This is a genomic window from Paenibacillus sp. MMS18-CY102 (assembly GCF_009789195.1).
GTDB lineage: Bacteria > Bacillota > Bacilli > Paenibacillales > Paenibacillaceae > Paenibacillus_T.
On the sequence record NZ_WSTC01000036.1, the window covers coordinates 43834 to 58618 of the forward strand.

The following is a 14785-nucleotide window of genomic DNA, read 5'->3' on the forward strand; positions in this document are numbered from 1 at the left end:
GGAGGAGACAGCGCTATGCTGTCTCTTTTTTTGTATTTTTATAAACGATGTTGGGTTTAGTGCTGGAGTCGCATACAATATGATACAATCATTTTTAAATCGAAGGGGCGGATGCGAATGGTGAATGAGGTAACAAGCCCTTGGTTTATCGAGCCAACCCATATGCTGCTGCGGCTGGGCCTTGCACTGCTGCTAGGCGGCCTGATTGGCTTTGAGCGGGAGCAATCGAATCATGCGGCGGGACTACGTACGAATACACTCGTATGTCTTGGTTCTTGTCTGCTGATGATGCTGTCTATGTACGGTTTCGGTGATTTTGCCGATCAACCTAATGTGCGGCTGGACCCTGCCCGCTTAGCGGCGCAAGTCATTACGGGCATTGGTTTCCTTGGGGCGGGAACCATTTTATTTACTGGAAAATCAATTACCGGGCTCACAACAGCCGCGTCATTATGGGTCGTATCGGCGATCGGACTAGCGGTGGGAGCAGGGTTTTACGTAGCAGCACTCGCTTCTACCGTGTCGGTATTTTTTATTCTATGGGCGATGAACAAGCTGGAGAAACGGTTCTTGAAGGGGAAAAAGGAACAGCTGCTGCGTATCCATGCGGATGATCGATCAGTTTTGCTTCAGGCGATGAACACCATACTTCAAGATCGAGATATTATCGTTCGTAAGATCATCGTTAATGACCAAAATGAGGTGCATGACGGGCGAGTGACCGTTCAGATGTATGTTACGCTGCCTAAACAGCAATCGATTTTGCTTCTGGTCAACGAAATTAACGATGTGAACGGGGTAAGAGGGGTTAGTACAGAATGACGGGATTGAACAAATCAACTGGCAGGTTTTCTTTTATTCGATGGCTAGCAGTGTTCAGTGCTTGCTTCTTGCCAGGTGCTGGGCACCTGATCGTTGGGCGGTATCCAAGGGGCATGCTGCTGATGGCGCTTGCAGCGCTTGATATAGCAACTATTGTGCGGTTAGCTGATGCGGCAGGCGGGAAGCACTTGCTCCTAATCGTTTATCTTGGCATGGCGATACCTGTTATTTATTTTTATGGCGTGTTTGATGTGCTTCAGCTTACTGGGGATCATGCGGATGAGCAGCCGCTAAGTGAAGCATCCAAGCAAGAACAGGCATGGCGGCAATGGCGGCGAGGAGCCGTAGGCTTGATGGCCACTGGCATGTTGCTGCTGGCGCTCATTCTAATGCCGGACAAGCTTCGTTATTTATTAGATACTGCTGGCGTTTATGGAGCGCCGTTGCTGCTGCTTGGCGTGTCGGGTTGGCTCATATGGCGACGTCGCGGCGAGAGGGCTTGGCTAGGACGGTGGACGTCTGCACTCTTTACGTTATCTGTAGGCTCCCTCTTGCTGGCTGACTATTGGACAGGCCGAGAGGATATTGCACTCATTGGACGGTGGTGGCCGGCTTTATTCATCTTGCTGGGCTTTGAGTTATTCATGCTTAGCTTGCAGCGCAATCGGCGAGCGGGCAGGCCTTCTGCTGATGTTTCGGGCGTTGCAACTGCAATTGTCATTGCGGTTACAGCTTATGGCATTACACAATATGCAGAGCTCCCTTATCGCTGGCTGGACCAGTGGGCGGCAGAACGTAGCGGATACGGCAATTATGGGGATGAAAAAGGTTTCAGCTACGTCAAACCAGCCGTCTCTGCGGCTCCTTCAGAAGGGTTGGAAAGCATTGTTATCGATAATCCTAATGGCAAGGTGCGCGTTGAGCGAGGAAATATAGAAAAGATCGTCGTTGAGTCAACGGTATGGATTGACTCAGGCGACCATTTTGAGGCTGACGCAGCCGCTGAACAGACTGAAACAGCATTAACAGTAGCGGATGAAACAACGATTAAAACAACGTCCGCGGGATTTGGCAACAATGGCCAGCGCAAACCGCGGGTGAATCTCGTGGTGTACTTGCCCCCATCCATTGCAGATGCCATTCCAGCAGTACCGGACATTCCGGCAGTGCCTGAAGTGCCAGCTCTTGCAGACGCAACGGCCTCACCGAATGAAGCCGAAAAATCGAACGGCCAATCAGATGTGGAGACGCCAGATACTGGGGAAAGTGCAGATGTGAAACCGCCGCTCGCCATTCAAATTACAATTGTAAGCGGTGATGTGAATGTATCGGACCTCTCTGCGCCAGTTAAGCTCACACTTAATGTCGGTGATGGGCAAGTCATTGCTGCAGGCGTTGCAGGTACGGTAGCAGCTAAGACGGTGAACGGAAATGTACAGCTGCGCGATATTCAAGGCGATATCGAAGCGTCTGCACGCAATGGCTCGATTGAGGTTACGCGTGCGGGTGCAAATGTAAACGCATCTACCTCAAATGGCGGCATACACTTGAATCATGTGCTTGGCGACTTAGAAGCGGATACGAAGAATGGCGAGATTAAAATTCAAGAGGCAGCTGGAAGCGTGAAGGCAGATACGTTGAACGGAAGCATTGAAGCGAGCGCTACAACGTTAGGCGGTGACTGGGACATTGTGGGGCTAGTTGGCGACGTCCGCCTGAGGCTGCCTGTCCAGGGTAACTACGAAATGAATGGTTCCGCGACCTTTGGGACTATTAAAGTGGACTTGGGGTTGCCGCTTGAAGTGAACAAAAAAACGGTGCGCGGAACAGTCGGGACGGGGCAATACCGCATTTATGTGAATGCAAATAGCAACATCGTTATCTCGTCATCTGCTCCTTAATCCCTTTCCAGTTGCTAGGTGATTTTGGTTTGCGTGATGTGCGCTTTCATTGACAAAAACTTAAATCTAAACGTACAATGATTGTATTGAAGCAGTAGAAAGGCGTGAATGGTATGGGTGCCACCGTTGAGAGAGCACTAGAACAACTGAAAAATAACGGCGTCCGGATGACTCCTCAGCGTCACGCGATTTTGAGCTTTCTGATGGGGTCGATGTCTCATCCGACTGCAGACGAGATTTACAAATCGTTATCTCCGAGCTTCCCAAGCATGAGCGTAGCGACTATTTATAACAATTTACGTTTGTTCGTCGAGGCGGGCCTCGTGCGCGAGTTAACCTATGGTGATGCATCCAGCCGGTTTGACGCAGATTTATCCGATCATTACCATGCCATTTGCAAATGCTGTGGCCGTATCGTCGATTTTGAATACCCGCCATTGCTTGAGGTTGAGCGGGCAGCTTCCAAGACGACGGGTTTTACGGTCGAAGGCCATCGAATGGAAATATACGGCGTTTGCGAGAAGTGTTTAACTTAAGAACTGGAACTTTTCATCCCATCGATTCGTTCATAATAGCATGCGCGAACTACGTGCAGAAGGAGGCTTGTCTTCCCGCTGCACGTTTTTATTTGGAACAGCAAGCGTAATCGCTTGTACATCAGGGGATAACAAGGAGTGTGGAAGGATGGAAACGATTCGTGTCAGCATCGGCAAACGTAAACGCCGCCGGCGTGGCCCAACTCTATTTTTAAGCGTACTCCTAATTATAGGATTTATTATAGGTGCAAGCATTGTTTGGATGAACAATACGCCGAGCACAAAGCATGTCACGCCTGATTATGGCAGCCCGTATGCGTTGTTTTATCAGGGACAGCGGCTTGGGCAGAATGCCATCATAGATGGCAATGAGCTGAAGCTTCCGCTAAAGGCATTAAAGCAAGTCATGGGGGAAAATGGCCCAATCCGATATGAATCGGCAAGCGGATCCATCATATTAACGACCTCTGATCATGTGCTTCGCATGAAGACGGACCAGTTGACTGCTACCCTCAACCGGAAACCTTATGAGCTTCGAGTGACGGCGGAAAAACGGGATCAGGATGTTTATTTGCCAGTGGCACCTTTGGCCCAATTATATGGGCTCCAAGTCGAGTATAAACCGGACAGTGGCACGGTGACGCTGCTTCAAGCGGGGGATACCGCAAACCGCGGCAAACCGGTGGATGCTTCTAAAGGCGTTGCTATTCGGACGAAGCCATCCATTAAGGCTCCGATCGTGGAGCAAGTTGAAGGAACGGGCTTGATTCGCATTTGGAAGCAGGAACAAACGAACAACAAGTGGTATGCAGCGCAAGGGCCAAGCGGTGCTGTTGGATATGTCCGTGCCTCAGAGATTGGACAAGCTGCGATAGAAACAGTGCCTATGCCGGACAAGCCTAAGCCTTTTGTCGCACCTAAGCTAGAAGGAGGGCTGCTGAATATGACGTGGGAAGGGGTTTATAATACCCCGACTGTAACGTCGAAGATTGGTCCAATGCCTGGCGTAAGTGTTGTAAGCCCTACTTGGTTTGAGCTGCAGAACGGTTCAGGCGATATAAAAAGCAAAGCTTCGGCCCAATATGTGCAATGGGCACATGCAAGAGGCATGCAAGTATGGGCGTTATTCAGCAATGGATTTGAGCCTGAACGTACAACCAAAGCTTTAGCGACGGTCGAGACGCGATTCAAAATGATTCAGCAGATGCTCGCGTTCGCACAGCTTTATGATTTGCAAGGCATCAACATCGATTTTGAAAATGTAGACGTGAAGGATAAAGCGAATTTAGTGCAATTTATGCGGGAATTGACGCCTCTGCTGCATGAGCAAGGGCTTGTCGTATCGATTGATGTGACACCTAAATCGACTAGCCCTACCTGGTCTATGTTTCTCGATCGTAAGTCGCTTGGCGAAATCGTCGATTATATGATGTTGATGGCCTATGACGAGCATTGGGCAACGAGCCCTGAAGCGGGATCGGTCGCATCGCTTTCGTGGACAGAGAACTCGATTGAACGTATTTTGGAAGAGGATAAAGTTCCTGCGAAGAAGCTCGTTCTATCGATGCCCTTGTATACGCGCGTATGGACAGAAAAGGATGGGAAGGTTAGCTCCAAGTCGATTGGCATGCAGAAGGCAGCGGATATTGTGAAGGGGCATAAGCTGACGCCTGTGTTGGATGAAGAAGCGGGGCAGCATTATGTGGAGTATGAAGAGGATGGCGCGAAGCAGCGCATTTGGCTGGAAGATGATTATTCGATCAAAGCTCGTGTCGCATTAATGCATAAGTATGGGTTAGCCGGCGTTGCAACGTGGCAGCGGGCGTTCCAAGTGGAAGCCATCTGGACAACAATCGATCAAGCGATGAAGGCAACGAACGGGAAGAAGTAGCAATCATATTCATTTTGGATCACACGCGCGTAAGTTCATTTTATGCAAAAATCCCTCTCGCCCGCATGCCATCGGCATTCTGGTGAGAGGGATTTTGTTTGTTAGGCTTGAGGAGGCGCAACCGTCGTAGTGGACAGCTCGTCCCCTTCGCCAAGATCGGTAGCGAGCGACGCATCGATCGTCATTTTCGTTTTGCAGTACATGCAGCGGTCCGTTTTCCCGATCATTTTGGTCTGCTTGTTGCATTCAGGGCACTCAATGGTTTTGACGCTTGTAGACATCATTCCTGCCCAGAAGTAGATGCCGACGCTGACAAGCATCAAGATCGAACCTAGCACCATGAATGTGCCGGAGAAGATACGGCCAGCGACACCTCCCCAGAAGACGATGCCAGCGGTTCCAAAAATCATCATTCCCATGCCGGCAAGCATAAAAATCAAGCCCCATAGCCGAAACTCGTTAATTTTAGCGGTTTTGAAGAACACGTAATGAACCCCTCTCGAAAGTTGTCGAAAAAAGTCGAACCCGATTTACGTGACTTTAGCAGGAATCGGTCCGATCCATGTCGAACAAAGAAAATACTGTAGACTAATATTATAGCTGAAACCACGCGGCGAAGCTATATGGAGGCCTCAAGTGGAACATATCAAACAACATTTTGTAGATTGTTATCAAGATGAAACGGGGCTTATCAGCCTTGCAGCAATCGAGAATCCGTTTCCTTATAATCCTCTTATCGACGGCGCAGACCTTCTCCTTCTCATCGTAACGGAGCATTCGGAGCGATCGGGCCGAACCGAGCATTTACGTATTGACGGGGAACGTGTACTCGTTCGAACGGTCGATCGCGAGTTGCTTCGGCGTTGGATCTACGGCGGGGAGAATCGGAGCATTATTCAATGGCTTGAGCGGGGACAGTTGCTCATTGACCGGGATGATTACCTGTTGAACATTCGTCAAACCCTGTTGCAGTTCCCGGACTTGCTACGAGAACAGAAGCGTTTTATAGAGTTTGCATCGTATATTCGCACGTATCTTCAGGCCAAACAGGATTTGAGGGATGGCAACCTGCTGGATGCTTACTCCAACGTGCTGGCGGGGCTGCATTTATGGGCGCATATTGTCCTGATCGAGGAAGGGCAGCATCCAGAGCTTACGGTATGGCGGCAAATTCGGCGGGTTCACCCGGGGGTCTATAAGCTATATGAAGAACTCACAACGAGTTCCGAGACTTTGGAGCAACGGGTTCAGCTGGTCATGCTGGCATGTGAGTTTTCCGTAATGAGCAAAATGAAATCATGCTGCTCCTTGCTGCTTCGTACCTTATCGGGCAGGGAGGAGCCGTGGAGTGTGATGGAGCTGCAGAACCATCCTGCTTTCGTTGACCTTCATGTCGATTTGTCGCTTGTGCTGCAAAAGCTTGTTAATCGCGGCTACGTTAACGAAGTGGCGTTTCTGTCCGAGTCTGGCGATCTCGAGGCCCTTGAGCTGCGTTATAAGGCAGGCGTTTCCGTTGAATCTGGGCTTGCTGGTTCGGAAGATTCAATCGGCTAAACGGCTAGGGTTGCCGATCTAGCATTATCGTACTATAATAGAACCATTGAATAGGAACGGGCAGGAAGCACCTGCTTGCGACCGACTGTATATTTACAGGCGGCTGCGAGCAGGTGCTTTTTTGCTTGAGGGAGGAGGAAGAAATGTCGAACAATGTAAAAATCTGTTTCTAGGTTTCTGTCTGAATGATAGTATGGGGATGGATAGGATTAAACAATGAGGGGCGTTGCAATTTATCAGATGTGTTAATGCGAGCCAGTCGGCAGCTTCAACGGCTGCTGATGATACCTACAAAAGAAAGGTTGATGATTTTATGAAGAAAAAAATGATCGTTATGTTTGCGGCTGTTGCAATGACCCTCAGTACGGCGGCAACTGGAGCTCATGCGGCTGATGGACCATATTCCATCTCCAAGCTGATTCACACACCGCTGACGATTGAAGTACTAATTAACGCACGCAAAATTACATTCCCTGATGCTCGTCCCTTTAATGAGAATGGCTCTGTTTTGGTTCCTGTTCGAGTCGTCTCTGAAAATCTAGGCGGCAAGCTTTCGCTTTCCGGCAAAGACATTACAATCGTGAAAGGCACACGAACCATTAAGCTGACAATCGGATCGAGGGAAGGAAACGTTAACGGCAAGCCGCTCATCCTGAATACAGCGGCTAAAGTAATCGGTGGAAGGACATTCGTTCCGCTACGTTTCGTAAGCGAAGCACTCGGCGTGGCGGTGGAATGGGATAACGTGAACCAGTTCGTTTGGATTGGAAGCAAAGACATTCCGAAGCTTGAGGATGTTGCGAAGCTGGTGGATATTAAGCCGTTTTTGCCGTATTACAAGGGGGTGGAAAACCTTCTTGATATTTATCACACAGGTACGAAGGCAACACAGGCTTATGTGCTGGAAGAAAAAGATTTTCCGTTCCTACTCAATAGTTCTTATTATTATCGTTGGGATCTCATTAAGAGTGAAGGTGGGAGCACCTATATTCGTTCCTCCACGACACAAACGGGTTCAATGGGGACTGGATTGTTCTTTCTATCCAATGATAAGAAATATCGTGATCGTTCAGAATTAGCGGGACTACGAGAATCAATAGGTAGCTACCGTATTCATTATTACAAGGAAGCGAGTATTTCAGATAAAAATAATTTCGGAGACACAAACTATATGAATTTTAGGCTGAGTAGTGTTGAGTATGTTGGGATAGGGGACGCAGTCGATACTAAGGGGTATCCAATATTAGTGAAAAATTTATTTAAATAAGGGTGATTTGATGAAAAAGTTTTTCAATCTATTTTTGATTTTTTCTTTTTTGGCGGGTCTTGTACCCGCTGTTTTTGTACCTAAAGTTGCTGAAGCAGTGCTTGGAGACAACGCAAGTGTTACTCCAATTAATCGAACTATGACTGGAGAGTCCCGCTACGTCGCGGTTGGTTTTATGTATTTCGAGATAATGAGCAAAAACGACGGTTCATGGGATACTTCTAAACCCCGTCCAGGGTCCATTGAGGATATTAGTAAGACATATACGTTTAATTTTCCAGACAGGAGAGTACGTAGTGTTTCAGTGAAGTCGTTCAACCCAGTTACAAATAATGACATTTTTTCGGATTCTCGTACAGGCGCGGAAGGGTGGTACGCATTTGAAAAATTTATAAGTTCAAATGTAACAAACTATCAAACAACGAATATCGTTGGTTACGGATCGTCAACAGTTACATTTACCGCCAATGTAACAGCACTTCTGAATTCATCTCAAATTTACGATGTTCGCGAACAATCCGCTAATGATAACATCGACTACTGCCCCAAATGCACCGAAGACGCCCTAATCTACCGCTATTACATCCCACTCCTCTTCGAAATTCAACTCGACGGCCGCGAAGCCGTCCATCACTACTTAACCGACGCTACCCTCATCGATTCGGACTTTCCTGATCAGTCCCGAAACGTTTCGCAAGGCGAATCTCTTTCGCTCACGCCTGCCCAAAATGCCAAATACGAATACATAGGCTACAAGAAATCAACAGACGGCCCACCAAGTGGGGGAGCAATTATGCCAGGCAATCCTCCGGACGTCGACTACGATGGCACATACGATATTTATCACGTCAATCTGTACTATAAGAAAGTGGCAGATCCAACAGCCTACATCCGCCACGTCGATCGCGCTGGAAAGCCTATTCCTGGCTTAGCGGATCGGGAAGAAAAGCTGGAAGATAACAAGCTGTTTAATCCCAAACATACCGCAGCCCCTAATGGCTATACGTATGCTGGCTATGCCAAAACAACGACTGGCACACCGCCTACTGATTTTACTTCTCCTGCTGGCGGCGAATATCCAAGCTTTACGTATACCGGCGGCTTCAAAACGTTATATCTCTATTATGTTTATGACCGAGATGGCGGTACAGCCTACATTCGACACGTTGATCGTAGCGGCAATCCTATACCTGGCCTGACGGATCGCAGTGAACCGCTTGAATTAAGCAAACTGTTTAACTCCAAGAGCACACCTCCACCAACCGGCTACACCTATGACGGATACGTCAAAACGACGACAGGAATAGCACCAACCGATTTCACCAACCCGGCGAAGGGTGAGTACCCAGGGTTCACCTACAACGGATCATTTAAAATACTTCACCTAACTTACGTTTACTCAAGCTCCGCCATTAACTTCACAGGCGATTTTGACGTCATCCGCCCTACAATTTCATATCGAGACTCATTTAAACTGCACCCACGAGACTTTAGTCTAAAGGGCTGCACGTATCAAGGCCATCAATGGAAAATCGTTCGGAATGGGGTTGAATATACATCCCCGATCATAACAAGCCAAACAACTGATACAACCTATGGCTATAGCAACTATCCATCCGTTATCGGGGTGGGAGCACATCAAATTTATATGAAAATATATACGGCCAACTGTGGCAACAGCGATTGGATCGGGCCGAAAACGCTCGAAGTGGATGGTCCAAGCAATAACAAACCGCCTGAATTTAAAATCGCTTGGGTACGCCCTAGCGATCCGTTAAAGCCCGTTACACAAGCCGTGGAAGGCGAAGTGTTGAGCATCGCCGTCATTCAGGATCCTAGCGTGCCAACGCCGAATGATCCGGACGGGGACACATTGACTTTTGGCGGATTTACATTTTCAAGCGATTGGGGCAAGCAAATACCGAGTAAATATGCGGAAGGCTGGATGGCCTACAACAACGTTACGATGGATACACTCGGCACGCACAGTGTTTCCGCATTGATGCGTGATCCATTCGGGGCTACAGCTACTGCTTATACATCGGTTAATGTAGTGCCGATCAATCCAATTCCAGTTATTGAAGGGCCGGATAAAGTAGTGGAAGGAAGGCCGCTGCCATCCGGGTTTCATGCAGATAAGAGCTACAGCCCAGTTGGCCGAATGATTGATCACCCGCGAGATGAGTGGACGAATAAGAAAGCTTTATATGCCACACCGGGCAAAGAAATCATCAAGCTCAATGTGTACGATAACATGGGCTTAAAATCGTTAGAGCCTGCCCAACACGTGCTCACAGTTTTGGAAGATTTGCCGCCAGTAGTTGATCTGAAAGGAGCGCTTACGGCCGTTCGCAATATTACTTACCCATACACCGGCACTGCAGTAAGCCCTGACGGTGATAAAATCATCTCCGTGACGATAAAGCGAGCTTACGATTCCAATAATGATGGATCTTTTGCAAACGAGACGAAGAGCAATCTAACTATCTCTCCGGCTTACGCCTTTAGTTATGCCTATCCGAAAGTGGGCAAATATCTATACACAATTTGTGCGACGGAAGATTGGGGGAAAAGCGCTTGTAAGGATGTAACAGTTGATGTCGTCAATGACTCCCCAACCGTATCATTCGAGGTTTCATCGGCCGTGACTGAGCCACCGCTATATGTGCCTGTTCCGATCAGCCCAAGCGACATCGTCTCTGGCGCGGACTGGAAGAACACTGATACCGCTAACCTGAACAAGCCAAAAGCCTGGTCAGTAAGCCCAAGTGCTGTCCTTGGATCGATCGCATATAATTCCGGGGATCACACGATAACCGGAGCGGAACATTCAAATTACCGTGCACTTAGTATGATTACGGAAACGCAATATGCAGAAAGCGATGACAGAAGATCGGTACTCGGATACAACAATAATAACCGGCTCTTCGTAGAGGACCCCGTCACGCTCGGAGATGGATATTACGCCTATAACGCTGGTGACTCTGGATCGTCTATGATTTTGATTTACCACAAAAATACACCGAGTAATTATCAGTTCGTCCGCTACTCGGGCATCTCGAACGGCTTCAGTTGGTATTCAGAAGAGATATACGCAGTCGATCTTTATCATGGCAAAGTTGTAACCTACATCAAAAGCAACAATTATACATCTAAATACGCCGTCTATACGATGGATAGCTTTACTCATCCAGCTGGCCAACCGTACGAGCTCTTAAGTTCTTATGTAGTTCCGAAATCAGCTTCCAACGTAGGCCAATACCAGAAACGGCTTTCCGGATCGTATGTTAACTTCGAATCTTCAACTGATGCGAACGGAAAATACATCACAACCTATCCATGGGGCAGCCCAATATCAGGAACGAAAAAAACAGGTAACTGTATCGTGACGTTAAATTGCGTGTATGGCGGCAACTACATCCCAGTAAAGCAAAGCAGTTATTTTGGCCGTTATGCGATACTTAGTGATGGAGGAACAGTGGGGGATGGTCCAGGGCTATATATTGTCGATCCCGCCCAGTTTACAAGCCGTAAAGTTGCTGGTGAGGGCAGCATCCGGTTTGCGCCAGGCAATGCGGGGTGGTTGCTCTCAAAAGACGAGCAGTACTTATTGCATTACAGAAGCGGTAACTATTGGGGAGTTATGGACCTTGCCAGCGGAGTAATCACGCAAAGCGGTATCGGGCCCAACTATAAGCTGTTGTCAACGTTTAACGATTATGTGGCTTTCCTTGACCAGTCCAACAATCGGATTGTTGGGTACAAGCTTGGCAAGACGCTAACGCAACTATGGTCGACCAGTAACCACTTTGCCGCAATTAATAGTGCAGATCCGGCAACACAGCCGGTTACGGCCGACGGGTTTATGTACTTTTACGATATAAACTTTACGCTCATGACATTGGATTTGCGGACGGGCCAAATGCGCAGCCTCGGTTCAATTCCTAGGGGTAACGCTTCGACCATCAATAGAATCAGAGTAATCGCAGATGATAAAGTTGAAATACAGATGCGATCCAGCGGTACAATAATGACGGCCTGGATGTCAGGCACGCCACGAGCGAGCGACACCAGTCCAGTTGGAACGCAGAACCAACTCATGTCATCCACCAATCTTGCCAACGTGCAATTCACATATGCGACACGGCTGAATGAGATTGAGAGCGACCATCTCTATTCTGGATTCGCATATCGAATGGCTGACAACGAGAGCATGTATCGTGTAGAGATGAACAGCAAGATTGTACGGCTTGTGAAAGTTGCTAACGGAGCGCGTACCGTAATCAAAGAAGCGGCGTTTGCTGTTTCCGAAGGCGTTTGGACGTCCTTCAAAATTGTTGCGCAAGATGACCGGCATAAGGTTTATGCAAATGGCGTGCCTTTAATTGATATAACGGATGCTTATTTGAAAAAGGGCTATTTCGGACCGTATTCCGAGATTCCAAAAACAGAGTTCAAGTCACTAACCTACGCAGATATGGACTTGAGTGCATCGTCGGCCCAATACAGTAATATAGCCATCGCCGGCGGTGACGTAAAGTATAATGATTATTTTGATGATCCAGAGAATGACCCAGCGATTCAGGCTTTGACCAAATGGACGTATGCCAAAATTGCAGAAAAGTTCCTTGACGCTAGCGATGGTAAATCCGGAGCGTCCGCAATGACTGGCAAAACGTATACGAAGCCTCAAATGCCATTTGATAAAGTTGGCTTATACCGAATTAGCTACGCCTCAACGGACGACCCACATCCAAACCATTTGTACACGGACATGGCTTTTGCTGCTTATCGCAAGGAATCTAACGAATATACAGCGGATGTCATCGTACACCGTCGGCCAATCGCACAGTTCGCATTGCTGCAGCAGCCTGATGGAAAAATCACATGGACCGACTTTAGCAGAGATCCCGACCGCTACTTGAGCGCAACGAATTATTCATCAGAAGCAACGGGGATCGACTATTATAAGACGCGCGGCGTATTGGAGAAGAAGTTTTACTACATCACGCCTAATGGAAAAATGGTAAAAGAAAAGCTAGTTGCCCCTCAGGAGGCAGGGGACTACGAAATTGGCATGGCTGTTAGAGATGAATACGGTGCATGGAGCGATTACTTTGTCGTTAATCTCACTGCTGACAAAGTAGCGCCGGCGAATACTCCGCCTGTTCCGGGCTTTACGAGCTCGTACATTAACACTTTTCGCGGAGTGCCGATAACGTTCAACTCAACAGCTTATGACAATGAGGACGGAGGGCGAGAGAACTTAGCGCACGAATACTACGTTCGTAACCTAACAATGATGTCTACGGAGTCGCTGCAAAGCAACTCGCGCACGACTTGGATAAAAACATTCCACTCGATAGGCACCTTCAATATAAGGCAAGTTATTGAGGATAAAGATGGCGTATCCGCACAATATCAATTGCAAGTGGGCATCCACAATCGTGTGCCTAGCGCTGTTGTTGTTACACCAGAGAGCTCGGATCAGTCCAAGCCTACGAAATTTGATACTTTAAGGCCTGCTTTCAAATGGGCGTACAGTGACAAAGATGGTGACGTTCAGAAGCAGTATCAAATGAGGATATATCGATATGGCGGCATCTTGCAGGCAGATACTAATACGAGAACTGGAACAGAATTTATGTTCATTCCAAATGCAGATTTGCCAGAAAAAATCAACATGTATATCGTAGTCCGGGTGTACGACGGATATGACTGGAGTGACTGGAGCGATCCAAAGTACTTCTATATAGAAACCAATCAACCGCCATTGGCGGCATTTGATTGGTCTCCAAAACCTGTGTGGGAAGGTGACGAGTTGAAAATTATGAACCGCTCTACAGACCCAGACGGTGATACACTAACATCTAAGTGGACGGTTGTGTCTCCTTCGAACGAGAAATTGTCTTTTTCAAATGATCCCGTCTTAACTAATGTAACGCCTGGTAGGTATCAAATAACACTGATGGTTGACGATGGACAGGCAACAGCAACTGTAACACATCCAATTGAAGTGCTGCCGCTAAGTATAGAGGCAGACGTGAATCACACCGGTGAGTGGAAAGTCATTCATGACCAGAAGGGGCATGAGACAGGCTTAAATCCAAAAGACTTTTATGCTGGCGAGACGATACTAGCTAACGCTAATACGACACCGGGAGCTGAAGTAGCCCGGGTAACGGCAAGGCTGTCTGCTACAGGCCTGGATGGCAATGACCTTACACGAGTGTGGGAGATGAAAGCAGTTAAAGGGAAAGACCGATTTGCAGCTGATCTGCTGGATGACAGGTGGGCTTCATTGAAAGAAGGCATGCCACTCGGCGAGTACTCTTTCGTGTTTATGGTGGAGTATACGAATGGAGTAAGGAAAACAACAGAAGTCCCGTTTCACATCGTAGGGTCTGTTTATGAAACAGTTCAAGTACATCGAAGACAATAGCTAAATCGCCATGCAGCCTATAGCCTTTAATAGTAATTTCAGGTTTTATAAATAAGTTTAGAAAAACTATTGACTGCTATAGGCGCGGCATGGTACATTAATTCTCGCCGCTTTTGAAGCGCGTCGCATTCGATAAATAAGCAAAAAGAAATTTAAAAAAATGCTTGCAATCGAATAACGAAGTGTGATACATTATAAAAGTCGCCGCTGACGAGGTGGTCGACAAGAAACAAAAGATTATTACACGAAATTGTTCTTTGAAAACTGAACAACGAGCGAAACTGTCAGAATAAATGTTTCAAAATGAGCTACAAATGCTCTAAAGTTGAAGATTTTCAACTCGCGTTGAAAACTTCTTTTATGGAGAGTTTG

At 47.6% G+C, this 14785-nt stretch carries 8 protein-coding genes; 7 read left to right on the forward strand and 1 reads right to left on the reverse strand.

Translation table 11 applies throughout. From position 1 onward, the window contains the following. Positions 1-117: 117 nt before the first annotated feature. The 4 genes from GON22_RS21485 (at position 118) to GON22_RS21500 (ending at position 5150) form a co-directional block, all read left to right on the forward strand. A complete protein-coding gene (locus GON22_RS21485; RefSeq protein WP_160398170.1) occupies positions 118-822 on the forward strand; it encodes an MgtC/SapB family protein in 705 nt (234 codons plus the stop codon). Further along, entirely contained in the window at positions 819-2723 is a 1905-nt protein-coding gene (locus GON22_RS21490) for a DUF4097 family beta strand repeat-containing protein (RefSeq protein ID WP_160398171.1), read from the forward strand. Before GON22_RS21485 ends, GON22_RS21490 begins: the two co-directional genes overlap by 4 nt. Positions 2724-2836: 113 nt before the next feature. Next, the gene (gene perR / locus GON22_RS21495) at positions 2837-3259 is read left to right on the forward strand and encodes a peroxide-responsive transcriptional repressor PerR (RefSeq protein WP_160398172.1); all 423 of its coding nucleotides are present in this window, start codon (positions 2837-2839) and stop codon (positions 3257-3259) included. A gap of 148 nt (positions 3260-3407) precedes the next feature. Then, entirely contained in the window at positions 3408-5150 is a 1743-nt protein-coding gene (locus GON22_RS21500; protein ID WP_160398173.1) for a glycosyl hydrolase family 18 protein, read from the forward strand. A gap of 101 nt (positions 5151-5251) precedes the next feature. On the opposite strand, the gene GON22_RS21505 is transcribed toward GON22_RS21500, so the two are convergent. After that, positions 5252-5635 (reverse strand): DUF2614 family zinc ribbon-containing protein, encoded by a 384-nt coding sequence (locus tag GON22_RS21505; RefSeq protein WP_160398174.1) that lies wholly within the window; start codon positions 5633-5635, stop codon positions 5252-5254. Positions 5636-5786: 151 nt separating this feature from the next. On the opposite strand from GON22_RS21505, the gene GON22_RS21510 reads away from it, so the two are divergent. From GON22_RS21510 to GON22_RS21520, 3 genes are all read left to right on the forward strand, one after another. Next, a complete protein-coding gene (locus tag GON22_RS21510; RefSeq protein WP_160398175.1) occupies positions 5787-6704 on the forward strand; it encodes a nucleotidyltransferase-like protein in 918 nt (305 codons plus the stop codon). A gap of 226 nt (positions 6705-6930) precedes the next feature. Then, positions 6931-7971 carry a copper amine oxidase N-terminal domain-containing protein gene (locus tag GON22_RS21515; protein ID WP_160398176.1) on the forward strand — a complete coding sequence of 347 codons (1041 nt, stop codon included), beginning with the start codon at positions 6931-6933 and terminating at the stop codon, positions 7969-7971. Positions 7972-8764: 793 nt separating this feature from the next. Then, a complete protein-coding gene (locus GON22_RS21520; RefSeq protein ID WP_160398177.1) occupies positions 8765-14413 on the forward strand; it encodes a glycoside hydrolase family 78 protein in 5649 nt (1882 codons plus the stop codon). The last annotated feature ends 372 nt before the right edge of the window (positions 14414-14785 follow it).